The sequence below is a fragment of the Streptomyces sp. NPDC008317 genome (assembly GCF_042955955.1).
Lineage (GTDB): Bacteria > Actinomycetota > Actinomycetes > Streptomycetales > Streptomycetaceae > Actinacidiphila.
The window spans coordinates 380,681-406,873 of the sequence record NZ_JBIBFQ010000005.1 but is presented as its reverse complement, the minus strand read 5'-3'; the positions used below and the strand labels follow the sequence as shown (position 1 = coordinate 406,873).

Annotated in this window: 18 protein-coding genes; 8 read left to right on the top strand and 10 right to left on the bottom strand. The window is 74.0% G+C overall.

Translation table 11 applies throughout. The features are described from left to right. Window positions 1–275 precede the first annotated feature (275 nt). Together ACFY9V_RS18965 and ACFY9V_RS18960 are read left to right on the top strand one after the other, a co-directional pair. Window positions 276–1,475, top strand: coding sequence for an exonuclease SbcCD subunit D (locus ACFY9V_RS18965; protein ID WP_355341280.1), 1,200 nt, complete (start codon window positions 276–278; stop codon window positions 1,473–1,475). Further along, window positions 1,475–4,870 carry an AAA family ATPase gene (locus tag ACFY9V_RS18960; RefSeq protein ID WP_391161996.1) on the top strand — a complete coding sequence of 1,132 codons (3,396 nt, stop codon included), beginning with the start codon at window positions 1,475–1,477 and terminating at the stop codon, window positions 4,868–4,870. The genes ACFY9V_RS18965 and ACFY9V_RS18960 overlap by 1 nt, the downstream gene beginning before the upstream one ends. Here the strand turns inward: ACFY9V_RS18960 and ACFY9V_RS18955 are convergent. Continuing rightward, entirely contained in the window at window positions 4,860–5,306 is a 447-nt protein-coding gene (locus ACFY9V_RS18955; RefSeq protein WP_355341274.1) for an Lrp/AsnC family transcriptional regulator, read from the bottom strand. The genes ACFY9V_RS18960 and ACFY9V_RS18955 overlap by 11 nt on opposite strands. Before the next feature lie 94 nt (window positions 5,307–5,400). On the opposite strand from ACFY9V_RS18955, the gene ACFY9V_RS18950 reads away from it, so the two are divergent. After that, window positions 5,401–5,919, top strand: a complete 519-nt coding sequence (locus ACFY9V_RS18950) for a rhodanese-like domain-containing protein (protein WP_391161995.1) — start codon at window positions 5,401–5,403, stop codon at window positions 5,917–5,919. A 25-nt stretch (window positions 5,920–5,944) separates the two neighbouring features. Here the strand turns inward: ACFY9V_RS18950 and ACFY9V_RS18945 are convergent, their stop codons facing one another. The 3 genes from ACFY9V_RS18945 to ACFY9V_RS18935 all read right to left on the bottom strand — a co-directional run bounded on the left by ACFY9V_RS18945 (window position 5,945) and on the right by ACFY9V_RS18935 (window position 9,094). Beyond that, entirely contained in the window at window positions 5,945–6,469 is a 525-nt protein-coding gene (locus ACFY9V_RS18945) for a GNAT family protein (RefSeq protein WP_355341268.1), read from the bottom strand. A 304-nt stretch (window positions 6,470–6,773) separates the two neighbouring features. After that, window positions 6,774–8,462, bottom strand: a complete 1,689-nt coding sequence (locus ACFY9V_RS18940; protein WP_391045192.1) for a DUF885 family protein — start codon at window positions 8,460–8,462, stop codon at window positions 6,774–6,776. 155 nt (window positions 8,463–8,617) lie between these two features. Beyond that, window positions 8,618–9,094 carry an Lrp/AsnC family transcriptional regulator gene (locus ACFY9V_RS18935; RefSeq protein WP_355341262.1) on the bottom strand — a complete coding sequence of 159 codons (477 nt, stop codon included), beginning with the start codon at window positions 9,092–9,094 and terminating at the stop codon, window positions 8,618–8,620. Window positions 9,095–9,154: 60 nt separating this feature from the next. Here ACFY9V_RS18935 and ACFY9V_RS18930 point away from each other — a divergent pair, with 60 nt between their 5' ends. Beyond that, window positions 9,155–10,348, top strand: a complete 1,194-nt coding sequence (locus tag ACFY9V_RS18930) for a PLP-dependent transferase (RefSeq protein WP_391161994.1) — start codon at window positions 9,155–9,157, stop codon at window positions 10,346–10,348. Between the two features lie 282 nt (window positions 10,349–10,630). Here the strand turns inward: ACFY9V_RS18930 and ACFY9V_RS18925 are convergent, their stop codons facing one another. After that, on the bottom strand, window positions 10,631–12,037 hold the full coding sequence (locus ACFY9V_RS18925) for a GNAT family N-acetyltransferase (protein ID WP_391161992.1): 1,407 nt from the start codon (window positions 12,035–12,037) through the stop codon (window positions 10,631–10,633). A gap of 255 nt (window positions 12,038–12,292) precedes the next feature. Between ACFY9V_RS18925 and ACFY9V_RS18920 the strand changes: the two genes are divergently transcribed. Further along, window positions 12,293–14,116 (top strand): HSP90 family protein, encoded by a 1,824-nt coding sequence (locus tag ACFY9V_RS18920; RefSeq protein WP_391161991.1) that lies wholly within the window; start codon window positions 12,293–12,295, stop codon window positions 14,114–14,116. 49 nt (window positions 14,117–14,165) lie between these two features. Next, window positions 14,166–17,156, top strand: coding sequence for a tetratricopeptide repeat protein (locus ACFY9V_RS18915; protein ID WP_391161990.1), 2,991 nt, complete (start codon window positions 14,166–14,168; stop codon window positions 17,154–17,156). A gap of 23 nt (window positions 17,157–17,179) precedes the next feature. Here ACFY9V_RS18915 and ACFY9V_RS18910 read toward each other — a convergent pair whose 3' ends face one another. Beyond that, the gene (locus ACFY9V_RS18910) at window positions 17,180–18,739 is read right to left on the bottom strand and encodes an aminotransferase class I/II-fold pyridoxal phosphate-dependent enzyme (RefSeq protein WP_391161989.1); all 1,560 of its coding nucleotides are present in this window, start codon (window positions 18,737–18,739) and stop codon (window positions 17,180–17,182) included. 46 nt (window positions 18,740–18,785) lie between these two features. On the opposite strand from ACFY9V_RS18910, the gene ACFY9V_RS18905 reads away from it, so the two are divergent. Then, window positions 18,786–19,817, top strand: a complete 1,032-nt coding sequence (locus tag ACFY9V_RS18905) for an EamA family transporter (RefSeq protein ID WP_391161988.1) — start codon at window positions 18,786–18,788, stop codon at window positions 19,815–19,817. A 222-nt stretch (window positions 19,818–20,039) separates the two neighbouring features. Here the strand turns inward: ACFY9V_RS18905 and ACFY9V_RS18900 are convergent, their stop codons facing one another. Further along, window positions 20,040–21,500 (bottom strand): solute carrier family 23 protein, encoded by a 1,461-nt coding sequence (locus tag ACFY9V_RS18900; RefSeq protein ID WP_391045172.1) that lies wholly within the window; start codon window positions 21,498–21,500, stop codon window positions 20,040–20,042. A 391-nt stretch (window positions 21,501–21,891) separates the two neighbouring features. On the opposite strand from ACFY9V_RS18900, the gene ACFY9V_RS18895 reads away from it, so the two are divergent. Further along, the gene (locus ACFY9V_RS18895; protein ID WP_355341238.1) at window positions 21,892–22,653 is read left to right on the top strand and encodes a GntR family transcriptional regulator; all 762 of its coding nucleotides are present in this window, start codon (window positions 21,892–21,894) and stop codon (window positions 22,651–22,653) included. A 108-nt stretch (window positions 22,654–22,761) separates the two neighbouring features. On the opposite strand, the gene ACFY9V_RS18890 is transcribed toward ACFY9V_RS18895, so the two are convergent. The 3 genes from ACFY9V_RS18890 to purB form a co-directional block, all read right to left on the bottom strand. After that, window positions 22,762–23,919: an ROK family protein gene (locus ACFY9V_RS18890; protein ID WP_355341235.1), complete on the bottom strand. Its 1,158-nt coding sequence runs from the start codon at window positions 23,917–23,919 to the stop codon at window positions 22,762–22,764. A gap of 213 nt (window positions 23,920–24,132) precedes the next feature. Next, window positions 24,133–24,681 carry a G/U mismatch-specific DNA glycosylase gene (gene mug / locus ACFY9V_RS18885; protein WP_391161987.1) on the bottom strand — a complete coding sequence of 183 codons (549 nt, stop codon included), beginning with the start codon at window positions 24,679–24,681 and terminating at the stop codon, window positions 24,133–24,135. Between the two features lie 37 nt (window positions 24,682–24,718). Then, complete coding sequence (gene purB, locus ACFY9V_RS18880; protein WP_355341229.1) at window positions 24,719–26,152, bottom strand: adenylosuccinate lyase; 1,434 nt, start codon at window positions 26,150–26,152, stop codon at window positions 24,719–24,721. Window positions 26,153–26,193: the final 41 nt, after the last annotated feature.

The following is a 26,193-nucleotide window of genomic DNA, read 5'->3' as shown; positions in this document are numbered from 1 at the left end:
CTGGCGAATTACAGGGTCTTACGCCAGTTTCCTGGCTTTCCGGTGACCTGATCAGCGATCTCCACCGCCTGCCGGGCGGCGACCTTCTACACTCCATGACCACCGCCGGTGAGCCACGGCGCACGGGCCGCGAGCCCGGATGAGAAGATCGCAGCGGTACGGATCGGGCGCCGGAAGCGGCGCGGCACAGGTGCCCGCGGAAGCCAGTCGAAGTCGTCTGACGCCCGCGGGAGTCGAGGAACGGCGAGGGTGAGCGTGCGGGTCGGAGCGGTCGCGTGAGATTTCTGCACACCTCGGACTGGCACCTGGGACGCTCCTTCCACCGCGTCAGCCTGCTCGACGCCCAGCGCGCCTTCCTCGACCACCTCGTGGACACCGTCCGCGCCGAACGCGTGGACGCCGTCCTCGTCGCCGGGGACGTCTACGACCGCGCGGTCCCGCCGCTGTCCGCCGTCGAACTCTTCGACGACGTACTGCACCGGCTCGCCGACCTGGACGTGCCCACCGTCATGATCTCCGGCAACCACGACTCGGCCCGGCGGCTCGGCGTCGGCGCCCGCGTCATGGGCCGCTCCGGCATCCACCTGCGCACCGACCCGGCGAGCTGCCACCGGCCCGTCGTGCTCACCGACGAACACGGCGACGTCGCCGTCTACGGGCTGCCGTACCTCGAACCGGCCCTGGCGCGCGAGGAGTTCGCCGCCGACCGGGCCGACCACACGGCGGTGCTCGGCGCCGCCATGGACCGGATCCGCGCCGACCTCGCCGAGCGCCCCGCGGGCACGCGCAGCGTCGTGCTCGCGCACGCCTTCGTCACCGGCGCCGCGCCCTGCGCCAGCGAGCGCGACATCACCGCGGGCGGCGTCGAGGCCGTACCCGCCGAGGTCTTCGACGGCGTCGACTACGTGGCACTCGGCCACCTGCACGGCTGCCAGACCCTCACCGAGCGCGACGCGACGGGCGAGCCCCTGGCCGAAGGCCAGGGGAGGATCCGCTACTCCGGCTCGCCGCTCGCGTACTCCTTCTCCGAGGAGCACCACCGCAAGAGCATGTGGCTGGTCGGCCTCGGCCCCGAAGGCGCCATCGACGCCGAACGGGTCGACACGCCCGTGCCGCGCGCGCTCGCCCGGATCCGCGGACGTCTCGACGACCTGATCGCCGACCCGGCGCTCGACCGGCACGAGGACGCCTGGGTGGAGGCCACCCTCACCGACCCCTTCCGCCCGCACGAGCCGATGGCCGCGCTCGCGAAACGCTTCCCGCACGTCCTCAGCCTCGCCTTCGAGCCCGAGACCGGTGACGACGACCCGCTCGCCTCGTACGCCAGGCGGCTGCGCGGGCGCAGCGACCAGCAGATCGCCGAGGACTTCGTCGCCCACGTCCGCGGCTCCGCGCCCGCCGCGCACGAGAGCGCCACGCTGAGCGCGGCCTTCGACGCGGTACGGGCGGACACCGTACGGACGGAACGCGCCTGATGCGACTGCACCGCCTCGAACTCACCGCCTTCGGCCCCTTCGCGGCCACCCAGCGCGTCGACTTCGACGAACTCTCCGCCGCCGGGCTCTTCCTCCTGCACGGCCCCACCGGCTCCGGCAAGACCTCCGTCCTGGACGGCGTCTGTTACGCCCTCTACGGCCAGGTGCCCGGCGCCCGGCCGGTGACGCGGCTGCGCAGCGACCACGCGGCGGCGGGCACCGCCACCGAGGTCGTCCTCGAACTGACCGTCGGGACACGGCGGTTGGAGATCACCCGGCGGCCCGAGCAGCCGCGGGCGAAGAAGCGCGGCACCGGCACCACCATGGACAAGGCCGTCACGCTGCTGCGCGAGCACAAGGACGGCGGATGGCAGGCGCTGTCCAAGTCGCACCAGGAGATCGGCGAGGAGATCAAGCAGCTCGTCGGCATGAGCTGCGAGCAGTTCTGCCAGGTCGTGCTGCTGCCGCAGGGCGAATTCGCCACCTTCCTGCGCGCGAGCGCCACCGAAAGGACCGCACTGCTCGGACGGCTCTTCGACACGCGCCGCTTCAAGGCCGTCGAGCACTGGCTGCGCGACCGCAAGCAGGACGCGGCCGGGCGGCTCGCCGCCGGTGACAAGGGGCTGGTCCACCTCGCCGAGCGGATGCGGCAGGCCGCGGGCGGCCTGGCGGCCGGGGCCGTTGCTGACGGAGCGCCGGACGAAGGCCCCTCGCCCGAAGGGCTGTTGGAGTGGGCCGCGGTCCTGCGCTGCGACGCCCGCGAGGCCGCCACGATCGCCGCGCAGGCCCTGCGGCACGCCGAGGCCGCCCACCGCGCCGCCGCCACCGGCTTCGACGCCGCCCGCGACCTCTCCGCCCTCCAGTCCCGGCACGCCGAGGCCCGCCGCCGCGCCGCCGCCCTTGACGGTGAGCGCGCCCACCGCGCCGCCGCCCGCGACCGCCTGGCCCGCGCCCACCGCGCCGCGACCGTCGAACCCGCCCTCGCCCTGCGCGACAAGGCCGCCCTCCAACACCGCGAAGCCGTCGCCCTCGAACACCGCGTCCTCACGGACCTGACGACCGCGGGCGAACAGCCCCCGACGCCCGCCGTACCGCACCACCGATCCCCGGTGGAGACGCCCGCCCGGCAGGCGGCCGGTCCACTGGCGGCCGACGCGCCGGGCCCCCGACCGGCTTCCGGCCCGGCCGAGCCCGGCCGGTCCTCGGACGGCCAAGACACCGGGCCCGGTGGCCAGTTGCCGCTCGGCGGGCCCGGCGAGCAGCGGTCGGCCGGTGGGCCCGCCGATCGGGCGTCTGTCGGGTACGGCGAAGAGCGGACCGTCAGGCCGACCGAGGTCAGGTCCGTGGACCGTCACGACGTCAGGCTCGGCGAGCAACGGAAGGCCGGCCGGGGCGAGGTGGCACCCGAATCCGCCTCCGTGTCGCCCAACAGCCCGGCGGAGCACGGGTCTTGGCGCGCCGAGGCGCTGGCGGGACGCGCGGGGGAGCTGCGGGAGGAGCTGGGCGGCCTCGCCCGCGCCGGAGAGGCCGAGCAGCGCGTGCGGGAGATCGCCGAGCGGCGCGCGGCGCTCGACCGGGAGGAGCGCGCGGACGAGGGAGCCGTACGCGAGGCCGACGGGTGGCTGGAGGAGTGGCCGACGCTGCGCACCGCCTTGCAGACCAGGGCGGACGGCGCGGCCGAGGCCGCGACCAGGGCTGCGGGCCTGGCGGCTGAGCTGGAGACCGCGCGGCGCCGCAGGGACGCGGCCAACCAACGCGACCGGCTGGCACAGGAGTTGACGCGGGCGCAGGACCGGGCGCGGGACGCGCGGGACACGGCGGCACGGGCCAGGGAGACATGGCAGGACCTGCGGGAGGCCAGGATCGACGGCATCGCCGCCGAATTGGCCGAGCAGCTGGCGGACGGCGAGCCCTGCCGGGTGTGCGGCTCGCCGGAACACCCCGCCCCCGCGCGGCCCGCCGCGCAGCAGGTCACCCGCGCCGACGAGGACGCGGCGGGCGCGGCCTACGAACGCGCCGCGGCCGGGCACGAGTCGGCGCGTACCGAAGCCGACCGGATCGCGGCCGCGTGGGAGGCCGCCGCCGCCACGGCGGGGGACGAGCCGCTGGCCCGGCTGACCGCCGCCTGCGCCGTACTGGAGGCCGAACACTCCACCACCGCACGCGCGGCGGCCGACGTGTCCGAGGCGCGCCGGGCGCTGGAGCGCGCGGAACAGGAGCGCGACCGCCGCACGGCGCAGCGGCACGAGGCACAGAGCAGGACCGACGTACGCACCTCGCGGCGGGAGGAACTGGACGCGCAGCAGCGGCGGTTGAGCGCCGAGTTGGACCAGGCGCGGGCCGGGTACGCGAGCGTCGCGGACCGGCGGGCCCGGCTGTCGGCGCGGATCGCGCTGCTCGACCGGGCGGCGCACGCCGTACGCGACCGGAGCGACAGCCGGCAGCGGCTCGCGGAGGCCGACACGGCACTCGCGGAGGCCGCGACGCGCGCCGGTTTCGCGGCGCCCGCCGACGCCGAGGCCGCGCTGCTCGACCCGGAACGGCTGTGGCGCGCCGAGCGCGAGGCCGAGGCGTGGGCCAAGGAGGAGGCCGCCGTCGAAGCGGACCTCGCCGCGCCCGAACCCGCCGCCGCGGCCCAACTGCCGCCCGCGGACCCGGCAGCCGCGCAGGCCGCACTCGCCGCCGCGACCGACCGGCTGCGCGCCGCATCGGCCGCCGAGTCCGCCGCCGCGACCCGCCGCGCCGAACTCGACCGGCTGTCCGCGCAGGCCGCCACCCGTACCAGGGAACTCGCCCCGGCCCGCGCGGAGTTCGACGCCATCGCCCGGCTCTCCGACCTCGCCTCCGCCACCACCGCGGAGAACCGTTACCGGATGGAGCTGGAGACGTACGTGCTGGCGGCGCGGCTGGAACAGGTCGCCGCCGCGGCGGCCGTTCGCCTCCAGCGCATGTCCTCGGGCCGCTACACCCTCGTGCACACCGACGCGCGCGGCGGCGGCCGGGCCAAGTCGGGGCTCGGCCTGATGGTGGTCGACGCCTGGACCGGCACCGAACGCGACACCGCGACGCTCTCCGGCGGCGAGACCTTCTTCGCGTCGCTGGCCCTCGCGCTCGGCCTCGCCGATGTCGTGACCGACGAGGCGGGCGGCGCCCGCCTCGACACCCTCTTCATCGACGAGGGCTTCGGCAGCCTCGACGACCAGACCCTCGACGAAGTGCTCGACGTCCTCGACGGCCTGCGGGAACGCGACCGCGCGGTGGGCATCGTCAGCCACGTCGCCGACCTGCGACACCGCATCCCGGCCCAACTGCGGGTCGTCAAGGGCAGGGACGGATCGAGCGTGCGGATGCGGACCGGGGCACCGGCCGCCGGAAGCGGGCCGGTCAGAGCGTGAGGGGGCGCCGCTCCAGCGGTGAGGAGTAGACGATGCTGGTCGTGACCGCGCCGAGCCCGGCGATCCGCCCGGTGGTCTCCTCCAGATGCCGCATGGACCGCGCCGCGACCTTCATCACGAAGCAGTCGTCCCCCGTCACGTGATGCGCCTCGAGCACCTCGGGGGTGGTCGCCAGCATGTCGTGGAACGGCCGGTAATTGCCGGTCGGATAGCGCAGCCGGACCATCGCGAGGATCGGCAGCCCGATCCGGTCGTGGTCGATCACCGCCGAATATCCGGTGATCACCCCGGCCTCCTCCAGGCGCCTGACCCGCTCCGTGACGGCGCTCGGCGACATCGAGACGGTACGGGCCAGCTCGGCGTAACTGGCCCGGCCGTCGCGTTGCAGGGCCTCCAGCAGCCGCCAGTCGGTCGGGTCGAGGGAATAAGCGGTCATGCACGAGGGATAGCAAGGGAAAGCCCGGCCGATCAAGGCATTTGCGGGGGAAGCGCACTTCCGGCAAGCCGGGCGCGACCGTAGATTCTGAGCCATGACACAGCGGACATCCCAGCTCAGCGCCACCCCTGCCACCGCCGTCGGCCCGGTCCTGCGGGTGCCACCGGCAGCCCCCGCCGACGCCGCCGCGTACTTCGCGGCCTCCCTGGCCTTCCACACCGACGTCTCCGATGTCGCCGCGGCACTGGAGGCGGCCCGCGCCACGGGCGGCGACCCCGGCTTCGTCGTGCTCGACTCCCGCTCCACCGAGTCCTGGGACCAGGGCCACATCCCCGGCGCCGTCCACCTGCCGACCGCGCGCGTCCCCGAACTCGCCGCCGAATTCCTCGACCGCGACGTCCCGGTCGTCGTCCACTGCTGGGGCCCCGCCTGCAACGGCGCCACCCGCGCCGCCCTCGCCCTGGCCGGTCTCGGCTACGGGGTCAAGGAAATGCTCGGCGGCATGGAGTACTGGATCCGCGAGGGCTTCGCGTACGAGACGGCCGACGGCCCCGCCCGGCGCACGGCCGACCCCCTGACCGCGCCGGTCGGCGCCGACGACTGCGGCTGCTGACCCCGACGTCCGCCTGTTCGGCCGTTCAGTCCGGCAGCGACGTCAGCTCGTACGCCCACAGCTCGCCGCGGTCCGCGACCCGCACGAAGCCGACGCGCTCCAGAACGGCCTGCGACGGGCGGTTCGCCGGTTCCGTGGTGGCGAGCACCACCAGTACACCCGGCTGCGCGAGCGCCCACTGGCACAGCACCCGCGCCGCGTCCGTGGCCCAGCCCGCGCCCCGCCCCGACTCCGACAGGTCGTACCCGATCTCCACCGCGCCGCCGTCCGGCGGCCCGTGGAACCCGGCGCCGCCCAGCGCCACCAGGTCGTCACTGCGCTGTATCGCGAAGACGCCCCAGCCCGGCCGGTAGACGCCCGCCGCGGCGGCGGCCACCGTCATCGAGGCCGCGCCCACCGTGCCGTCCCCCGGCACGCCGTCGACCCACACCAACCCGGCGGGCTTGCCGTCCGCCAACAGCGCCGCGTCCTCCGGAAGCTGCTCACGCAGGGTCAACCGGCCCTGCGTCAGCACCAGCCGTCCACCGTCATGGGAAGCGTGCAACGTCATCGAGCCGTACCGCCTTCTGCGAGCTGTCGTCCCGGCGTCGAACCGGAAGGCAGCAGCGTAACCGCCTCGCGCGGCGACCCCGTGCCGAGGGCCGCGCCCGGCTTTTCCGCGGGCGGGGGGAACCGCGCGACCGGCCCACACGGGGCCGCGGGCACAGGGTCGCCCCAGTGGGGCAGACGCTGTTTCGCGACCACCGGACCGGTGGGGGCCGAGCGCGCGGTTCCCCCCGGCGCGCCTTCGGGGCACAGGTCTTCCCGGGCGGCGAGGCGGGGCTCGCGTCACCGGGAAATGCCCCGACCGGAGGTCAGAGCGCCGAGATCTCCGCCACCAGGTCGTCGAGTCCCAGCGACCCGAGCGACAGGGCCGCCATGTGCCACGCCTTGGCGTCGAAGGCGTCGCCGTGCGCCGCGCGAGCGGTCTCGCGGCCGGTGAGCCAGGCACGCTCGCCGAGCTTGTAGCCGATGGCCTGGCCGGGCATGCCGAGGTAGCGGATGAGCTCGCTGTCGACGAAGTCGGCGGGCCGGCCGCTGTGGAGGCCGAAGAACTCGCGGGCCAGCTCGGGCGTCCAGCGCTCGCCCGGGTGGAAGGGCGAGTCGGCGGGGATGTCCAGTTCGAGGTGCATGCCGATGTCGACGATGACGCGGTTGGCCCGCATCATCTGGGCGTCCAGGTACCCCAGGCGCCGCTCGGGGTCGGTGAGGAAGCCCAGCTCGTCCATGAGGCGCTCGGCGTACAGCGCCCAGCCCTCCGCGTTGGCGCTGACCATGCCGACGGTGGCCTGGTAGCGGGACAGGCTCTCGGCGACGTGCACCCACTGCGCGATCTGGAGGTGATGGCCCGGCACACCCTCGTGGTACCAGGTGGAGACCAGGTCGAAGATCGGGAAACGGGTCTTGCCCATCGTCGGCAGCCACGTACGGCCGGGACGGCTGAAGTCCTCCGAAGGACCGGTGTAGTACGGGGCCGCCGCGCCGCCGGGGGGCGCGATCCGGGACTCGACGCGCTTGACCCGGTCGGCCAGCTCGAAGTGCGTACCGTCCAGCGCCTGGATCGCCTCGTCCATCAGGCCCTGGAGCCAGTCGCGTACCTCGTCCACGCCCTCGATGGCGGTGCCGTGCTGGTCCAGGTGGGCCAGCACCTCCCAGGGGGACTTGTCGGGCAGGATCTTCGCGGCCTCGGCGACCATCTCGGCGTGGATGCGGTGGTATTCGGACCAGCCGTACGCGTACGCCTCGTCCAGGTCGAGGTCCGTACCGTTCCACAGCCGGCACCAGCGGGCGTAGCGCTCGCGGCCCACGGTGTCGGACGTGCCCTCGGCGGCGGGGGCGTACGTGTCGCGCAGCCAGTCGCGCAGGGCCGCGTAGGCGGCGGTGGTCTCGGCGGCGGCGGCGTCCAGCTCGGCGCGCAGCTCCTGCGGCCCCTCGGCGACGAGCGCGGTGAACCAGCTCTCCCCGCCGTCGTCGCCGATCCACTCACCGATCTGGCCGATGACCGTCGACACCTGGCGCGGGCCCGCGTACAGCTTGCGGGACAGGCCTTCGGCGAGCGCGGCGCGGTAACTGTCGAGCGCGGCCGGGACGGCGCGCAGCCGGGCGGCGAGGTCGGCGTAGTCCGCCGCGGAGTCGGTCGGCATGAGGGTGAACGCGTCCCGGACGCTGTGCGCGGGGGAGCTGAGGTTGCTCACCGCGCGCAGGTGCTCGTCGGCCGCGTGCACGGCGAGTTCCGCGCTCAGCCGCTCGCGCAGCAGCCGCGCGCACCGCCGCTCGGCGTCGCTCTCGCCACCGGGCCGCGCCTCCGCCTCGGTCAACCGGTCCAGCGTGGCACGGGCCAGCGCGGCCAGCGCGTCGGCGCCGGCCGGTGAGAAGTCCGGCAGGCGGCGGGCGCTGCCGGGGGCGCCGAGGTAGGTGCCGAGGACCGGGTCGAGAGCGAGGAGATCGTCGACGTAGGTGTCGGCGACCTGGCGGGGCAGAGGGCTGCTGGTGATATTGGACATGGCGCCATCCTGGTACGAGACCGGCCCTCGCGTCACCACCATTGTGTGCGTGGTGCCTTACGCCTGGCGCGTACGCCGCAGCTGGGGGCGTGTTCCCCGGCCCTCGCGCCCCGCGGAACAGCCCCGCCGGGCCCGTACGGATCGGACCGTCCGGGTCACGGCGTGGGCGGCAGCAGCGGGCCGCACGCCCACTGCTGGAAGATCAGCCGCGTCTCGACCCGCGCGACCTCCCGCCGTGAGGTGAACTCGTCGATCACCAGCCGCTGGAGATCGGTGGCACCGGTCACCGCGACATGCACCAGATAGTCGTCGGGCCCGGTGAGGTGGAACAGGGCGCGGGACTCCGGCAGCGCGCGGACGCGGTCCACGAACGGTGTGATCAACTCCCTGCGGTGCGGCCGTACCTGCACCAGAAGAAGCGCCTCCAGACCGCGGCCCAGCTTCGCCGGGTCCAGCCGCAGCTCGTGCCCGAGGATCACGCCGCCGCGCCGCAGCCGGGCCACCCGGTCGAGGCAGGTCGACGGCGCCACACCGACGGCCGCCGCGAGGTCGCGGTACGTGGTCCGGGCATCGTTCTGCAGCAGCCGGAGAATCTCCAGATCCACCGGATCCAGCGCGACGGAATCAGACATCGGGCGAACGTAGCACGGGCGCTCTCCCACGACGCCCGGCGAGCGTTCAGCCTGGAGCACATGGAGACGACAGCAGCAACGACACCGTCCCGGCCCCGCCTGACCCTGGCCACCGAGGCCGTGCACGCCGGGCGCGAAGACCTCGCGGCCCTCGGCGTGCACGCCGTGCCGCTCGACCTGTCCACCACCTACCCGTCGTACGACAGCCGCGCCGAGGCCCGGCGGATCGACGCCTTCGCCGCCACCGGTGAACAGCTCGAAGGCCCGCCCGTCTACGCCCGGCTGGACAATCCCACCACCGCCCGCTTCGAGACCGCGCTGGCCCGGCTGGAGGGCACCGAGGCCGCGGTGGCCTTCGCCAGCGGGATGGCCGCGCTGACCGCCTGCCTGCTGGCGCGCGCCGCCGACGGGCTGCGCCATGTCGTCGCCGTCCGGCCGCTGTACGGATGCAGCGACCACCTGCTGACCGGCGGACTGCTCGGCACCGAGGTGACCTGGACCGACCCGGCGGGCATCGCGGACGCGATGCGGCCCGACACCGGTCTCGTCATCGTCGAGACGCCCGCCAACCCGACGCTCGCGGAGGTCGATCTGCGGGCCGTCGCCCACTCCTGCGGCACCGTGCCGCTGCTGGTCGACAACACCTTCGCCACGCCCGTACTCCAGCGGCCCGCCGAATCCGGCGCCCGGGTCGTGCTGCACAGCGCGACCAAGTACCTGGGCGGCCACGGCGACGTGCTCGGCGGCGCCGTGGCCTGCGACGAGGACTTCGCGCGGCGGCTGCGCAAGGTGCGGTTCGCCACCGGAGGCGTCCTGCACCCGCTTGCCGGCTACCTCCTGCTGCGCGGGCTCTCCACCCTTCCGGTACGCATGCGGGCGGCCTCCGCGACCGCCGCGGAACTGGCCCGGCGCCTCACCGCCGATCCCCGCGTGGGCGCCGTCCACTACCCGCGGATCGGCGGCGCCATGATCGCCTTCGAAGTCCTCGGCGACCCCCACGCCGTCATCGGCGGCGTCCGCCTCATCACCCCGGCCGTCAGCCTCGGCAGCGTCGACACCCTCATCCAGCACCCCGCCTCCATCAGCCACCGCATCGTCCCCGAGGCGGATCGCTCCCGCTCCGGCGTCAGCGAACGGCTCCTCCGCCTTTCGGTCGGCCTCGAAGACGTCGACGACCTCTGGTCCGACCTGACGCTCGCGCTCGCGTCCTCCACCACCTCGGCCGCACCCGGCGTACGTCGCATCGACGTCTGACCGCGTTCTCCGCTGACGCAGGAGGGTAGGCCGTGTTTTTAGGCGCGGGGAACCTGCGCGCTCAGCCACGATGGTGGCGGGCCTTGAAATACCGGCCCCGGAGGGGCAGTTGCTGTCGTTCTCGGGCTGACAGGCCGGTGGGGGCGGGCCGCGCAGTTCCCCGCGCCCCTGGAAATCAGGCCCCGCGCAACGGCAGTGCACCCGCCCCGCGCCCCTGAAGAGCAGGCCCTGCGCGACGGCAGTGCACCCTTCCCGCGCCCCTTCGGGGGGTGACCCGAGGCGTCAGGTGCGGTCCTGGGTGGTGCGGGGGAGGGGGGAAGGGGCGTCGGCAGACGCCAGTGTGGCGGTGATGACGAGGGTGCCGTCCTCGACCTGGTAGTCGAGCGGCAGCGCAAGCTCGCGCATGGCGGCGACCATGCCGGTGTTGGTCGACTGCGTGACAGCGTAAACGCTGTCACGCCCGGCCTCGGCGGCCATGGCGACCAGCTTGCGCAGCATGGCCGCACCGATGCCGCGCCGCTGCCAGCCGTCCTCGACGAGGAGGGCGACCTCGTTCTCGTCGCCGTCCCAGAGAAGATGGCCGAGGGCGACCAGGCGGCCGGAGGCGGTCTCGACGGCGAGGGACTGGCCGAAGCGGGGGCTGAGCAGGTGGGCGAGGTAGCGGTCGGCGTCGCCCACGGGGCCGTGGTAGCGCAGGGCGAGGGTGCCGGGGGAGCAGCGCTCGTGCATGGCCAGGGCGGCGTCGCGGTCCTCGGGCCCGGCGCGGCGGATCGTGATCTCGTTGCCCTCGGGGAGCGTCAGGACGTCCCTGGCGTCGGGCGTCCTGGCCCCGAGGCGCGCGCCGAGCCGCGCGTCGAGTTCCAGCAGGGCCCGCGCCCTGGCGAACTCGGTGGGCGTGAAGGGGAGATGGTCGCGCTGGACGGTGATCGTGCCGCCCGACGGGTCGCGCAGCCGCATCACGGTGCCGTCGAGCGCGTCCTCGGCGTGAGCGGGGGCGTCGGCGGGCGCGGGCGTCGAGCGGATGGTGCAGCGGCCGAACAACTGCCGCAGCGCGAGCGGCAGTTCCGCCGCGTCGAGCGCTGTACGGGTGGCCAGGGTGAGCATGCGGGTCGGGGTGTCCACCAGGTCGTGGGCGTCCGCCCGCTCCGTCCATGTGTCGGTGCCGCCCGCGGCGGTGACGGTCCGGGCGAGCGCCGTGGCGGGCAGCGCCGCAGGGGCCCGCAGCAGGAACTCGTCCACCGTGCCGTCGGCCAGCGGGTGCGTCTGAAGGGTGACGATGTCGACGCGGCTGCCCGCGAGCGCCGTGCACACCGCGCCCAGGCTGCCGGGGGCGTCGCGCACGGTCGTCCGCAGCCGCCACAGCGTCGTCTCGCCGTCGGTACGGCCGCCCGCGCGCTCGGCGCCTGCCTCGTCGGCGGATGCGTCGGCGCGTCCGTCCTCGCCCGGCCGCGGCGCGGCGGCCGGTGGCGCGTGGCCGCGCCCGCGTGCCCACCAGGTGTGGAAGCCCGCCACCGCGAGCAGCGCCGCCGCCGACATGACCAGCAGCACCCGGCCGTCGGGTCCGTGCCCCACCGTCTCGGCGATCAGGTCGGCGGTGGCCATCGCCGTGAACAGCGCGGCCACTTCGACGAATTCGCGGCGCCAGTGATGCTGACGGGATCCGGGATGGGCAGGAGTCGACTGAGACATACGTCTACCATGCCTAAGATGTGTTGCGTGATCACGAACGTTCCGTGACCGGCCGGTAAAGGACGGATCTTTTCGGTTAACTTACGTTTTCAACGTTTTTGCCGAATGCGCCCCTCTCGCGCCGGAGTGCGGCATCCATGGCCCCATGGTCAACGAGCCCCCGCGCCGCCTACGATGGCCCGACTTCACCCCGCCGCGGACCACCCGAGCCGCCCTACCCGCGCCGAAGCAGCTACCCCCACCGGCGCAGCGACGATGACTGCAGAACAGACACCGCACACCTTCCAGGTCGATCTGCGTGGCCTGGTGGATCTCCTCTCCCACCACCTCTACTCCAGCCCGAAGGTCTACCTGCGGGAACTTCTGCAGAACGGCGTCGACGCGATCACCGCCCGCCGCGCGCAGGACCAGGACGCGCCCGCCTGCGTCCTGCTGCACACCGAACCCGGTGCGCTGCGCGTCGAGGACACCGGGATCGGCCTCACCGAGGCGGACGTTCACAATCTGCTGGCCACCATCGGACGCAGCTCCAAGCGCGACGCGCTGGAGAGCGGCATCGCCTCCGCCCGCTCCGAATTCCTCGGCCAGTTCGGCATCGGCCTGCTGGCCTGCTTCGTCGTCGCCGACACCATCCGCGTGGTCAGCCGTTCCGCCCGCACCCCGGACGCGCCGCCGGTCGAATGGTCCGCGCGCGACGACGGCTCGTACACCGTACGTACGCTGCCGGACGACGCCAGGACCGAACCCGGCACCACTGTGCACCTCACCGCGCGGCCCGGTGCCGCCGACTGGTTCGCGCCCGAGCGGGTCACCGCCGTCACCCGCGACTTCGGCTCGCTGCTGCCGTACGACATCCGGGTGGACGACACGCCCGTCACCGACCGGCCGCCGGTCTGGGAGCGCCGCCACGCCAGCGCCGGGGCCCGCCGGGTGGAGTTGGCCAGGCACTGCCAGGAGCAGTTCGGCTTCCTGCCGCTGGACGCCATCGACCTCGACGTGCCGGTCGCCGGAGTGCGCGGCATCGCGTACGTCCTGCCCTCGGCCGTCAGCCCGGCCCAGCGCGCGGGCCACCGCGTGCACCTCAAGGGCATGCTGCTCACCGACCGCGCCGACGAACTCCTCCCGGACTGGGCCTTCTTCGTCCGCTGCGTCATCGACACCGACAGCCTGCGGCCGACCGCGTCCCGCGAACACCTCTACGCCGACGAGACGCTCGCCGCCGTCCGCGACGCGCTGGGCGAGCGGATCAAGGAGTGGCTGACGACGCTGGCCGCGGGCGAGCCGGAACGCCTCGGACACTTCCTGTCCGTGCACCACCTCGGCGTGAAGACGCTCGCCCGGCACGACCCCGACCTGCTGCGGGTGATGCTGCCCTGGCTGCCGTTCGAGACCACCGACGGGCAGCAGTCGCTCGACGAATTCGCCCGCCGCCACCCGACCGTGCACTTCACCCGTACCGTCGAGGAATTCCGCCAGGTCGCCGCCATCGCCGCCGCCCAGGGCATGGGCGTGGTCAACGGCGGTTACACGTACGACGCCGACCTGGTCGGGATGCTCCCGCGGGTACGGCCGGGCACCCCGGTCGCGGAACTGGACGCCGACACCGTCACCGCCCACCTCGACACGGTCGACCCGGCCGAGGAACTGGCCCTGTCGGGCTTCCTCACCGTCGCCCGCGCCGCACTCGACCCGCTGGGGTGTGACGTCGTCCTGCGCACGTTCCACCCGCTGACCGTCCCCGCGCTGCACCTCGACGACCGGTCGGCCCGGCACGAGCGCGCCCGCGAGGAGGAAGAGGAACAGGCCGACGACCTGTGGGCGGGCATCCTCGGATCGCTGCGCGGCACCGCGCCCAGGGCCCGGCTGGTCCTGAACCACCTCAACCCGCTGGTGCGCAGGATCGGCGCGCTCGGCGCCCGCGACCTGGTGGCCAGCTCCGTCGAAGCGCTCTACGGGCAGGCGCTGTTGATGGCGCAGCGGCCGTTGCGGCCCGCCGACACCGCGCTGCTCAACCGGGCCTTCCTCGACCTGCTCCAGTGGGCCACCGACCACCCGGCCGGGCAGGAGGAGGGCCGATGAGGACGACGTGTCCGACCGGGCCACGGCGCGGCGTCCCGGGGAGCCCACGATGACCGGCGAGCCCACGACCGCGGCGGATCTGCGCCGGGCCATCCAGGAGAACGCGGCGGAGCCGGAGGGCGCGGCCCGCAACGCCCGCGCCGAGCGCATCGCCGAGGAGGCCGACCGCACCGGTGACCGGCCGCTGATCATCGAGGCGCTGTTCAATCTGCTCACCGCGTACAACTACAGCTCCGAGTCCGACAAGAGATTCGTGCCCTTTGCGAAGGCGCTGCGGATGTGGGACGAACAGCCGGGCGACTTCGACGAGTTCAGCGCCAAGAGCCTGCACTGGTACTTCAAGTGGGTCTCCAGCGGCATGCTCGACCAGCCGCACATCCCGCTGGCCGCCATCGAGAAGTGGCAGGCCGAGATGGAACACCGCTACCGGCTCGCCGGATACTCCGAACGCGCCGTGCGGCAGGGCCAGTTCAGGATCGCCCGGCACATCGGCGACCTGCCGCGTGCCGAGGCCGCCTTCGCCGCGTGGCTGGCCGCCGACCGCGACGTGATGAGCGACTGCCACGCCTGCGAACTGCACGCCCAGGGCGGCTGGCGGGTGCGCCTCGGCGAGGACCGGCGGGCGCTGGAGAGCTGGCAGCCGGTGCTGGCGGGCGAGTTGACGTGTGCGCACGAGCCGCACGGGGTGCTGGCCTCCTCGCTGCTGCCGCTGCTCAGGACCGGCAGCGCCGACCTGGCCCGCGCCAACCACCTGCGCGGCTACCGGATGGTCCGGTCGATGGAGAGCATGCGGTCCGCCGTCGCCCAGCACATCGAATTCTGCGCGCTCACCGGCAACGAGGCGCGCGGCCTGGAGATCCTGGCCGCACACCCCGCGCACTTCACCGCCGCGGGCGACCCCGACAGCCTCATGGACCACCACGCCGTCACCGCGCTGCTCACCGCCCGGCTCACCGCGCTCGGCCACGCCGGCCGACCGGTGCCGGGACCGGCGGGACGCGACTGGACCGCCGCCGACCTGCACACCCATGCCCGCACCCGCGCCCTGGAGTTGGCGCACAGCTTCGACGCCCGCAACGGCACACGGGCCGTCTCCGAGGCCGTACGGGAGCGGATGGCGCGCCAACCCCTGCTGGAGCGGCTGCCGTTGGGAATTCGGGCGGCGCGGCTCGGCGAGGCGGCTGGCACGGAGGCGGGACCGGCCCTTCCCCCGCCGCGGGCCGACTCCGTACCGGCAGAACCCGGCGCCGACGACCTGCCGGACATGGTCGCCGAGGCGCGGCGGCTCAGCGGCGGCGGCGACCCGCGGGCCCACCAGGCGTGGGCGGACGTGGCCGCCGCCGTGGAACGGACCGGCGCCGAAGTGGACGCCGCGGCGCGCGCGGAGATCACCGACAACGCCGCGATGGCCGCGATCGGCGAACCCGTACGGTCCCGCGAGCTGTTCCTGCGCGCCGCTCGGCAGTTCGAGGACGCGCGGGAGCCGGGGGAGGCCGCGGCGAGCCGGGCCCGCGCCGCCTACGCGCTCGCGCTCACCGGCGAGGCGGACGAGGCGCTGCGGGCGGTCGAGGAGCAGTGCGCGGTGCTGCGCGACCTGCACGGCGAGGAGCGGGCCACCGCCCGCCAGGTCAGCGGCGCGGGGCTGCTGCGCTGCCGCGTCCTGCTGGCCGCCGCGGCGGGCGGCGACGACGAGGCCCGGCAGGCCGCGCTCGCGGAGGCCGCCCAACAGGCCGCCGACGTGGCCGAGTTCAGCGACGAGCACCAGGCCGAGCCGGGGATGACCGGACGCCTCGCGGACGCCACCGTCATGCTCGGACGGCTCGCCGCGGGCCGCGGCGACGGCGAGCGGGCCGTCCGACTCCTCACCCGAGGAGCCGAGTTGCACCACGCGGCGGAACAGCCCTGGTACGCCGCCGAGCCCGAGGCGGCCCTCGCCGACCTGACACTGCGCGGCGGCGACCCCGAGACCGCGGCCGACTGCGCGCGCGCCGCGCTCGACCACGGCGCCGACGTACTCGAACCGCCGCACCGCGCCCATCTGCACCTGCTCATCGCCCAGGCGCGCGCCGCGCTCGGCGACGACGAACAGGCCGCGGCCGAGGCGCTGGAGGCCGCGACCTGGGCCGACGAGGCCGGCCACGGCGACGACATGGGCGCCACCGCCCGGCTGCTGTTCGGCGGCGCGCTGCGGCGGCTCGGCCGGGCCGAGGAGGGCGCCTGCGTCCTGGAGTCCGTGCTTCCCGACCTGGAACGCGGCGGCAACGAAGCCCAGATCGTCCAGGCCCGCTGGTGGCTCGCCGAGTGCCAACTCGACCTCGGCGAGGCCCGCGAGGCCGCCGAGCAGTTCCTGCGCGCCGCCCGGATCGCCGAGGGCTGGGACGACCCCTGCGACCACGCCATGCTCGCCAATCTCGCCGCCGACGCGCTCAACCGCGCCGGTCTGCACGACGAGGCCGTACGCGCCTACGCCCGCGCCGAGGACCTCTGGCGCGCCGTGGGCGACCCGCACGCCCTCATCCGCACCCTGCGCGCCCGCGCCTGGATCGAAGTCGGTGAAGGCCGCGGCGGCATCACCGTGGCCCGCTCCCTCATGAGCGCCGCCGTCGACACCGTGCGTCAGGCACTCGAAGCCGCCGACCCCGACGACGGGACGGCCACCGCCCACCTGCGCGTGGACCTCGCCGACACCTACCGTCAGACCGCCGAGATCGTCCTACGCGCGGCGGGCGGGACCGACGGCTCCGACGACGGTCCGGGCGACACGGACGCCGTCCACGAGGAGGCCCTGGCACTGGCCGACCTCGCCATCGCCACCCTCACCCCGCTGGGCGCCACCGCCCGCGACGACCGCACCGCCGCCACCCTCATGGCCGCCTGGCTGGAAGCCGACCTCGCCCGCCCCACCGCCGCCGCCACCCGCGCCCGTACCGTCACCGCCGAATACGCCGACGCCCAGGACCCCACGGCCGACGCCCGCCGCGCCGAGGCCGCCTCGATCCTCGCCTACACCAGCGCCGACCGGGCGGACGACGAGAGCTGAGGCCGGGCTCAGGACCGCTCGTCTCAGCGCGGTGCGGCCGACTCCGCCCTGGCCAGCAGCTCGACCGCGCGAGTGATCGACTCCGGGGACAGGTGCGCGTACCCGATGACCAACCGGACGCCGGGCACCCGCGTCGGCGCGTGCTCGTAGTCGGACAGGGGGCGGAGGGTGATTCCGGCGGAGGTCGCGGCGGCCAGCAGACGGGACGGGGGTCCGTAGCGCGGTGGGAGGGTGACGATGGCGTGCAGACCGGCGGCGATGCCGCTGGTCGTGGCGCCGGGGAAGTGCGTGGCGAGCGCGGTGGTGAGGGTGTCGCGGCGGCGGCGGTAGAGGCGCTGGCAGCGGCGGAGGTGGCGGTCGTACTGCCCGGAGGTGAGGAACTCGGCCAGGACGGCCTGCTCGGTGACCGGGTTGCCGAGGTCCATCGTGCGCTTGCGCGCGGCGGCGTCGGCGATGATGTCCGGCGGCGCGACGAGCCAGCCGAGCCGCAGCCCAGGGGCGAGGGTCTTGCTCACCGAGCCGGTGTAGGCGACATGGCCGGGGGCGAGGCCCTGGAGGGCGCCGACCGGCGCGCGGTCGTAGCGGAAGTCGCCGTCGTAGTCGTCCTCGATGACGAGACCGTCGACCGTACGGGCCCAGTCGGTGAGTTGGGCGCGCCGCCGCGCCGAGTACGCGACCCCGGTCGGGAACTGGTGGCAGGGCGTGACGATGGCGGACCGTACTCCGGCGGCGGCCAGCGCCGTCACCGACAGGCCCTCCTCGTCGACGGGCACCGGCACCGCCGTCAGCCCCGTCGCGCCGAGCAGTCCGCTCTGCTCGGGGCTGCCCGGGTCCTCGACGGCCGTCGCGCGCTCGCCGCGCCCGCGCAGGACGAAGCCGAGCAGGGTGTGCGCCTGGGCCACGCCGGAGCAGACCATCACCTGGTCGGGGTCCGCGGCCACCCCGCGTCGCCTGGCCAGCAACTCAGCGAGCGCCTCGCGCAGTTCGGGCAGGCCGCGCGGATCCGGGTAGCCGAAGGCGCGGTGCGGGAGCCGGGCGATCACCCGCCGGTGGGCGGCCGACCACGCGGCCCTCGGGAACAGGGAGAGGTCCGGCAGACCCGGCCTGAGGTCCGTGGGACCGCCCCGGTCGTCCACGGCGGGCATGGCCGTCGCGGCCGGTACGGGTACGGCGCCCGCGCCCGTCACCCACGTGCCGGAGCCCTGCCGCCCGCTGAGATACCCCTCGGCCGTGAGCTGCGCGTACGCGTCGGTGACCAGGCCCCTCGACACGCCGAGGTCGGCGGCCAGTTCGCGGCTGGCGGGCAGTTGCGTGCCGGGCGCGAGCCGTCCCGAGCGCACGGCGTCCCGCAGCGCCGCCTGGAGCGCCCGCCCCCGCCCTCGCGGCGACGCCCCCGCGGAGGGCAGCAACAGCTCCCACGCGGCGGTCCATCCCTCGGGCTGGGCGCCTTGCGGCCCGTCGGCCGGCGGGCCCGCCGGGACCGTCGTCCGGAGTACGTCCGGCCCGGCCGCCGCGGTCGGCGCGCCGCCCGCCCCCTCCGGGTCCGCCCCGGCACCATCCGAATTGGTCCTCTTAACACCCATGGGAATGGACCTTAAACCGGACCGCTTGTCTCCATACCGTCGTCGTATGAACTCATCCCCACGCGCCGGCTTCCTCTTCGCCACTGTCGCCTGTGTCCTGGTCGGCGCGTCCTTCACCGCGGGCGGCGCGCTCGTGGACTATCCGCACGCGGGCGGCCAGGCGCTGCGTTACGGCTCGGCCTGTCTGCTGCTCCTGTGGCCCGCGCGCAAAGGCGCCGTGCGGAGTCTGCGGGCGCTGACCGTACGCCAGTGGGCGCTGGCGGCGGGCGTGGCGGCGGTCGGCATGGTCGGCTTCAACCTCGCGATCCTCGCGGCCGAGCGCACCGCGGAACCGGCGGTGCCGGGCGTGCTGGTCGGGTGCGCCCCGGTCGTCGTCGCGGTGCTCGTACCGCTCGGGGCGGGGCGGCGGCCGACGCGGACGGTCGCCGCGGGGGCCGTGCTCGTGGCGTCCGGCGCCTTCGTGGTGCAGGGCTGGGGCGGCACGGACGGCGTGGGGCTGTTCTGGTCGGTGATGGCGCTGGTGGGGGAGTGCGGATTCGCTCTGCTCGCGGCGCCGTTGGTGAAGCCGCTGGGGCCGCCGCTGCTGTCGGCGTGCGTGTGCGCGCTGGCCGCCGTGGAGGCGGGGACGCTGGGGCTGGTGACCGAGGGCCGGGCGGCGGTCCGCGTACCCACCGGATCCGAGGCGCTGGCGCTCGGCTGGCAGTCGCTGGTGGCCACCGTGATCGGATTCCTGTGCTGGTACGCGGGCGTGCAGCGGATCGGCACCGAGCGCGCCACCCTCTTCTCCGGGCTGATCCCGGTGTCCGCCGCGGTGACCGCGCCCTTGGTGGCGGTCGGCACCTTCGGGGCGGGTCAACTCGCGGGCAGCGTCCTGGTCGCGGTCGGTGTCGCCGTCGGCTCGGGAGCGCTGCGGTCCCGCCGACGGCCGCTCGCGAAGGAACCTTCCGCGAACCGCCCCCTCGCGAACCGGCCTCCCGCGAAGCCGCTTCCCACGAAGCCGCTTCCCGAGCACCGGCCTCCCGAGCACGTATCCGACCGTGATCGGCGGACCGTTCCGGCGGCGGCGGACGCCCCATAGCCGGATGGCAAAATTCCGCGCGGCCGGGAACTTCCGCTGGGGTGGGCGAGTTGTGACAGTACGGGCCGGTGCGCGACACCGGTCCGGCCAGCAGCCCCGACCGGGCGCCCCCGTCCCGGTCGGGGCGTCGTCCGCCCGGTGCCGCCGCGCGCGGCGCCTCCCGCACGGTCCCTCGGCGGCGCCGAGGGACCGTGCGGCGCGTCATCAGACCTCCGTGAGTGCTTACTTGGCGCCGAGCACCTGCTGGAGCGGATCGATCGCGAAGTACGCCAGGAAGCACACCGACACACCCCACACCAGCGGATGCACCTCGCGCGCCTTGCCCAGCACGATCTTGATCACGACGAAGGACAGGAAGCCCGCGCCGATCCCGTTGGTGATGCTGTAGGTGAAGGGCATCACGGCGATGGTGAGGAAGGCCGGGATGCCGATGTCGTACTGCGTCCAGTCGATGGTGCGGACCTGCGCCATGAGCAGGAAGCCGACGGCGACCAGGGCGGGGGCGGCAGCCTGGGACGGGACGACGCCGGCGAGCGGGGTCAGGAAGAGCGCCACCACGAAGAGCGCGCCGGTGACGACGCTGGCCAGACCCGTACGGGCGCCCTCGCCGACACCCGCGGCGGATTCCACGTAGGCGGTGTTGGAGGAGGCGGAGGCCGCGCCGCCCGCGACGGCGGCGGCGCCGTCGATGAACAGCACGCGGCCGATGTTCGGCACCCGGCCCTGCTCGTCCAGCAGACCGGCCTCGTTGGAGATGCCGACGATCGTGCCCATCGCGTCGAAGAAGTCCGACAGCACGAGGGTGAAGACGAAGAGCGCGGCCGTGACGATGCCCGCCTCGCGGAAGCCGCCGAAGAGGCTGAAGTGACCGATCAGCCCGAAGTCGGGCGTGGACGTCACATGGTGCGGCACCTTGGGTACGGTCAGGCCCCACGCCGAGTCGGGCAGGTCGGCGATCTTGTTGACGACGATCGCCACGATCGTCATGACCACGATGCTGATCAGGATCGCGCCCTTGATCCGCCGCGCGACCAGCGCGACCGTCAGCAGCACACCGAGGCAGAAGACCAGCACCGGCCAGCCGGTGAGCGTCCCGGTCGCGCCGAGCTGCACCGGGACCGTCGTCTTCGCCGCGTCGGGGATGCGGCTGGCGAATCCGGCGTCCACGAAGCCGATGAAGGCGATGAACAGGCCGATGCCCACGCTGATCGCCTGTTTGATCGGCTGCGGGATCGCGTTCATGATCGCCTCGCGCAGGCCGGTCGCGACGAGCACGCAGATCAGCAGGCCCTCCAGGACGACCAGGCCCATCGCGTCGGGCCAGCTCATCTTGGGCGCGAGCTGGAAGGCCACCACGGCGTTCAGGCCGAGACCGGCCGCGATCGCCAGTGGGAGGTTGCCGCCGACGCCCATGATCGCGGTCATCACGGCCGCCACCAGCGCGGTGGCGGTGGTGAGTTGGGCGACCGAGAGGTGGTGCCCGAACTTGTCCGTGGCGCTGCCCAGGATGATCGGGTTGAGCACGAGGATGTACGCCATCGTGAAGAAGGTGGCGAGACCGCCGCGTATCTCCCGGCCGGGCGTGGATCCGCGCTCCGATATCCGGAAGTAGCGGTCCAGCGGACTGGCCGCGGGTGGTGGTCCGGACGACGGCTTCTCCGCGTCCACGACGGGTCCTGACATGGTGCTCCTCTGGATTCAACAAACGGTGGAACGAGGGCGGGGCACACGGATTGTGCTCCCCGGTCGGCCGCGGCGGGTTTCCGTGGCGTTACCCCGTATCACCGTCGGGTTTCAGTCATGCCCAGGTCAACACCCGCGTCGTTTCCCACGGACATCACGAACGGCGTCTCAGCACACCGTCAACAACTCATGAACGTCTCGCGCGCCCGCCCCATAGCAGGCCGTCGCGTTCGAGGATTGGTCTTGACCAAGTTCACGAGGCGGCTCTATCTTCGAGACGTAGTAGTGCAAGGACCTTTAATAAATAGTGGTTCGGAAACAAGGCTGAACAAGCCGAGGGCGTGGCCGACAAGCCAGAGCCCGTCGCGGACCCGGTGATTGCGAGGACAGGGTGGGGACCACGCAGCTCGAATCGGTGCAGGAGCCGAAGTACTGGCACCTGAAGACCGTGCTGAACGACGCCCTCGACTCGGAGTTCGAGGTCGGTGAGATCCTGCCGAACGAGCGGGACCTGGCCGCCCGCTTCGGCGTCGCGCGCGCGACGCTCCGGCAGGCGCTCGAACAGTTGGAACTCGAAGGGCGCCTCCAGCGGCGCAGGGGGGTCGGCACCACCGTGGCACCGCCGCGGATGGGCGTGTCCGTGGGACCGGTCGCCGAGGCGTGGCCCGGCTCCGGCCGTGACTCCTGGAACACGGTGGGCTGCGTCGAGGCCGCCGCGCCCGGCCCGATCGCGGCGCTCCTCGGCACCGGCGGCGACGAGGCGGTGCACACCATCCGCCGCGAGCGCGTGATGCGCGGCCAGCACGTCGCGACCGAGCTGCTGTACGTGCCCCCGGCCTCGGTGCCCGAGCTGTCGACGATGCTCACGCCCGCCAACCACGGCCCCGCCGTCCTGCGCGAGCTGCACACACTGGAGCTGGAGGGCGAGGACCGCTCCGTCGAGCTGGGCTCGGCCAGCGCCCAGGACGCCAAGCAGCTCGACCGGCTGCCCGGCGCGCCCGTCCTGGTCGTCACCACCCGCTACTTCTCCGAGGGCCGGGTCGCCGCCGCGTCGGTGGCCACGTACCGCGCCGACACCTGCCGGCTGACCTTCGGCGACTCGGGTGCTCTTGAGGTCACCCACCACCAGGACGACAGCCGCCAGGCTTCCTGAACCGGGCGGCTGCCCCGGCGGCGCGCGCCCGCCGGTCCAGACCACCGGAGGCGCCGAGCCCGGCGGCCGTACGCCGACCCGACGTCACCATGGCGCGGTACTGATACGTCAGTGCCGCGCCAGTGACGTCTGCTCCACCGCGAAGAGCTGCTCCTCGACATGGTCCAGGGCCAGCCGCAGGGCGCCGGTCGCGATGGCCTCCTGCCCGAGCGCGGACAGCGTCACCTTCGGGGGCCGCAGACAGTAGCGCGCCAGCTCGGAACGGAGCGGCTCCAGGACCCCGTCGAGGCCCGCCGCCCAGCCGCCGACGACCACCAGCTCCGGGTCGATCGCCAGCACCAGCGCGGCGACATCGTGCACCAGGCGGCGAAGGAAGCGCTCGACGGCGTCCTTGGCCTGTACGTCGCCCTTCTTCGCCAGCGCGAAGACCCGCGCGACCGCCGGTTCGTCGAGCGGGTGCAGCGGGGTGCCGGTGGTCGACAGCAGGTGCTCGGGCGTGACCTCGCGGCCCAGCAGGTGCAGGGCGCCGATCTCGCCCGCCGCGCCGCCGAAGCCGCGGTGCAGCCGCCCGCCGATCAGCGAACCCGCGCCGGGGCTCAGCCCGGCCAGGACGAAGACCACGTCGTCGGTGTCGACCGCGACACCCTTCCAGTGCTCGGCGACCGCCGCGACATTCGCGTCGTTCTCCACCAGCACCGGACAGCGGAAGGAGCGCTGCAACCGCTCGCCCAGCGGCAGCCCCGTCCAGCCGGGCAGCGCCGTGCTCAGCCGGACCTCGCCGTGCGCCTCCACGATGCCGGGGCTGCCCACGCCGACCGCCCACAGGGTGCTGCGGGCCACCCCGGCCTTGCGCAGCAGCTCGGCGACCGTGCCGCGGACCCGCTCCAGCCGGTCGTCGGCGGACGCGGCCTCGTCGACCTCGCGGCCGTGCGAGCCCAGCACCTGGCCGCTGAGGTCCGACAGCACCACCCGTACCTGGTGCGCGCCGATCTCGATGCCCAGCAGATGCCCGGCCTCGGCGTGGAAACGGAACCTGCGGGCGGGACGGCCCTGCTTGCGCGCGTCGGCGCCCTCGGGGGCCACCTCGACCACCAGGTCCGACTCGGCCAGGCCCTCGATGACGCCCTCGACAGTGGGCCGCGACAGTCCCGTGCTGTGCACCAGCTCGGTCAGCGTCGGGGCCTGCGCCCCGCGCAGCGCATGGAGGACGACCGCGGAATTGATCCGCCGGAGCAGGGATGGGTCCCCGCCGGTGAGCCGCCCCAACGTATGTCCTCCCAGCCTGTACCTGTGTGTGGCGGATCGTACCGGGCGCGGGCCGTCGCGGCGAGTGGTCGCCCGTACCCGCGAAGACGCGTGGCGTCCCGTAAGCGCTGACGGGACGCCAAATGTCCTACGGGGACGGTGCGCGGGACCGGTGGAGTGCCGGTGCCGCGCGCGGCCGTCCCGCCGGCCCAGGCGGAACGGCAGGGCGGGGGGCTACGGCTTCGGCTCGTGACTCGCGGCGACGCGCAGCCGGGCGAACTCCTCCGCGAGAGCGGCCGGCGACCAGTGCGCGTTGAGGCCGCTGGGGCTCGGCAGCGCCCAGATCCGGGTCGCGCCGATCGTCCGCTCCTGCGGGCCGACCTGGGCGTGCTTGTCCGCGAAGGCCACCCGGTAGGCGGTGACGCCCAGCACGGCGAGCCAGCCGGGCCGGTACTCCTCGACCTTCGCGGTCAGCTGCTTCCCGCCCTCGACCAGCTCCCGCGCCGTCAGCTCGTCGGCCCGCGCGGTCGCCCGCCCGGCCACGTTGGTGATCCCGAGGCCGAGCGCGAGCATGTCCTCCTGCTCGGCCGGGGCGAACCGGCGCGGGGTGAAACCGGAGGCGTGCAGCGCGGGCCAGAAGCGGTTGCCCGGCCGGGCGAAGTGCTGCCCGAGATGCGCGGACATCAGCCCCGGATTGATCCCGCAGAACAGCACCCGCAGACCGCCCCCGATGACATCGTCCAGGGTGCGGTCGCGGGCCGCCGTGAGCTGTTCCGGAGTCATACGGGCTGCCGCCTGCTCGTCCTGCTCGTCCCGGTGGTCAGAGGATCGCGCCGGGGCGGTACGCGGCGGCCCGCGGGTGCGCCTTGGTGACGTCCTCGATCCGCCGGACGACCTCGGCGACCTGTCCGGCCGCCGCGCCCGTGAACGACAGCCGGTCGGCCATCAGCGCGTCGAGCCCCGCCCGGTCCAGCGGGATCCGCGCGTCGGCGGCGAGCCGGTCGAGCAGTTCGTTGCGCTCGGTGCCCTGCTCGCGCATGGCCAGCGCGGACGCCACCGCGTTCTCCTTGATCGCCTCGTGCGCGACCTCGCGGCCGACGCCCGCGCGCACCGCGCCCATCAGCACCTTCGTGGTGGCCAGGAACGGCAGGTAGCGGTCCAGTTCGCGGGCGACGACGGCCGGGAAGGCGCCGAATTCGTCCAGCACCGTCAGGAACGTCTCCAGCAGCCCGTCGAAGGCGAAGAAGGCGTCGGGCAGCGCGACCCGGCGCACCACCGAGCACGACACATCGCCCTCGTTCCACTGGTCGCCCGCCAGCTCGCCGGTCATCGACGCGTAACCGCGCAGGATCACCATCAGGCCGTTGACGCGTTCGCAGGAACGGGTGTTCATCTTGTGCGGCATCGCCGACGAGCCGACCTGGCCCGGCTTGAAGCCCTCGGTGACCAGCTCGTGCCCGGCCATCAGCCGGATCGTCTTGGCCAGCGACGAGGGACCGGCGGCGAGCTGCACCAGCGCCGTCACCGCGTCGTAGTCCAGCGACCGCGGGTACACCTGGCCGACCGAGGTGAAGGCCCGCGAGAAGCCGAGGTGGTCGGCGATCCGCTGCTCCAGATCCGCCAGCTTCGCGCTGTCGCCGCCCAGCAGGTCCAGCATGTCCTGCGCGGTGCCGACCGGACCCTTGATGCCGCGCAGCGGATAGCGGCCGATCAGGTCCTCGACCCGCTCGAAGGCCACCAGCAGTTCGTCCGCGGTCGTCGCGAAGCGCTTGCCCAACGTCGTCGCCTGCGCCGCCACATTGTGCGAGCGGCCCGCCATCACCAGCTCCGCGTACTCACCCGCGAGCTGCCCCAGCCGCGCGAGCACCGCGACCGTACGGTCCCTGACATGCTCCAGCGACAGCCGGATCTGAAGCTGCTCCACATTCTCCGTCAGGTCCCGTGACGTCATGCCCTTGTGGACCTGCTCGTGCCCGGCCAGCGCGTTGAACTCCTCGATGCGCGCCTTCACATCGTGCCGGGTGACCTTCTCGCGCTCCGCGATCGAGCCGAGGTCGACCTGCTCGACCACCCGCTCGTAATCCGCGATGGCCTGCTCCGGCACCTCGATCCCCAGGTCCTTCTGCGCCCGCAGCACGGCCAGCCACAGCCTGCGCTCCAGCACCACCTTCTGCTCGGGAGACCACAAGGTGGCCAGCTCCGCCGAGGCGTAGCGGCCGGCGAGGACATTGGGGATGCGCGGCTTAGCAGTCACGTGCGGAGAGTTTACCGGGTATCCGGGCGGCCAAATTCCGC

What these genes read in the sequence shown, in the direction of transcription:
- ACFY9V_RS18960 (WP_391161996.1), top strand. Translation starts at nt 1,475, where the DNA reads ATGCGACTGCACCGCCTCGAACTCACCGCCTTCGGCCCCTTCGCGGCC.
- ACFY9V_RS18955 (WP_355341274.1), bottom strand. Translation starts at nt 5,306, where the DNA reads ATGACCGCTTATTCCCTCGACCCGACCGACTGGCGGCTGCTGGAGGCC.
- ACFY9V_RS18950 (WP_391161995.1), top strand. Translation starts at nt 5,401, where the DNA reads ATGACACAGCGGACATCCCAGCTCAGCGCCACCCCTGCCACCGCCGTC.
- ACFY9V_RS18945 (WP_355341268.1), bottom strand. Translation starts at nt 6,469, where the DNA reads ATGACGTTGCACGCTTCCCATGACGGTGGACGGCTGGTGCTGACGCAG.
- ACFY9V_RS18940 (WP_391045192.1), bottom strand. Translation starts at nt 8,462, where the DNA reads ATGTCCAATATCACCAGCAGCCCTCTGCCCCGCCAGGTCGCCGACACC.
- ACFY9V_RS18935 (WP_355341262.1), bottom strand. Translation starts at nt 9,094, where the DNA reads ATGTCTGATTCCGTCGCGCTGGATCCGGTGGATCTGGAGATTCTCCGG.
- ACFY9V_RS18930 (WP_391161994.1), top strand. Translation starts at nt 9,155, where the DNA reads ATGGAGACGACAGCAGCAACGACACCGTCCCGGCCCCGCCTGACCCTG.
- ACFY9V_RS18925 (WP_391161992.1), bottom strand. Translation starts at nt 12,037, where the DNA reads ATGTCTCAGTCGACTCCTGCCCATCCCGGATCCCGTCAGCATCACTGG.
- ACFY9V_RS18920 (WP_391161991.1), top strand. Translation starts at nt 12,293, where the DNA reads ATGACTGCAGAACAGACACCGCACACCTTCCAGGTCGATCTGCGTGGC.
- ACFY9V_RS18915 (WP_391161990.1), top strand. Translation starts at nt 14,166, where the DNA reads ATGACCGGCGAGCCCACGACCGCGGCGGATCTGCGCCGGGCCATCCAG.
- ACFY9V_RS18910 (WP_391161989.1), bottom strand. Translation starts at nt 18,739, where the DNA reads ATGGGTGTTAAGAGGACCAATTCGGATGGTGCCGGGGCGGACCCGGAG.
- ACFY9V_RS18905 (WP_391161988.1), top strand. Translation starts at nt 18,786, where the DNA reads ATGAACTCATCCCCACGCGCCGGCTTCCTCTTCGCCACTGTCGCCTGT.
- ACFY9V_RS18900 (WP_391045172.1), bottom strand. Translation starts at nt 21,500, where the DNA reads ATGTCAGGACCCGTCGTGGACGCGGAGAAGCCGTCGTCCGGACCACCA.
- mug (WP_391161987.1), bottom strand. Translation starts at nt 24,681, where the DNA reads ATGACTCCGGAACAGCTCACGGCGGCCCGCGACCGCACCCTGGACGAT.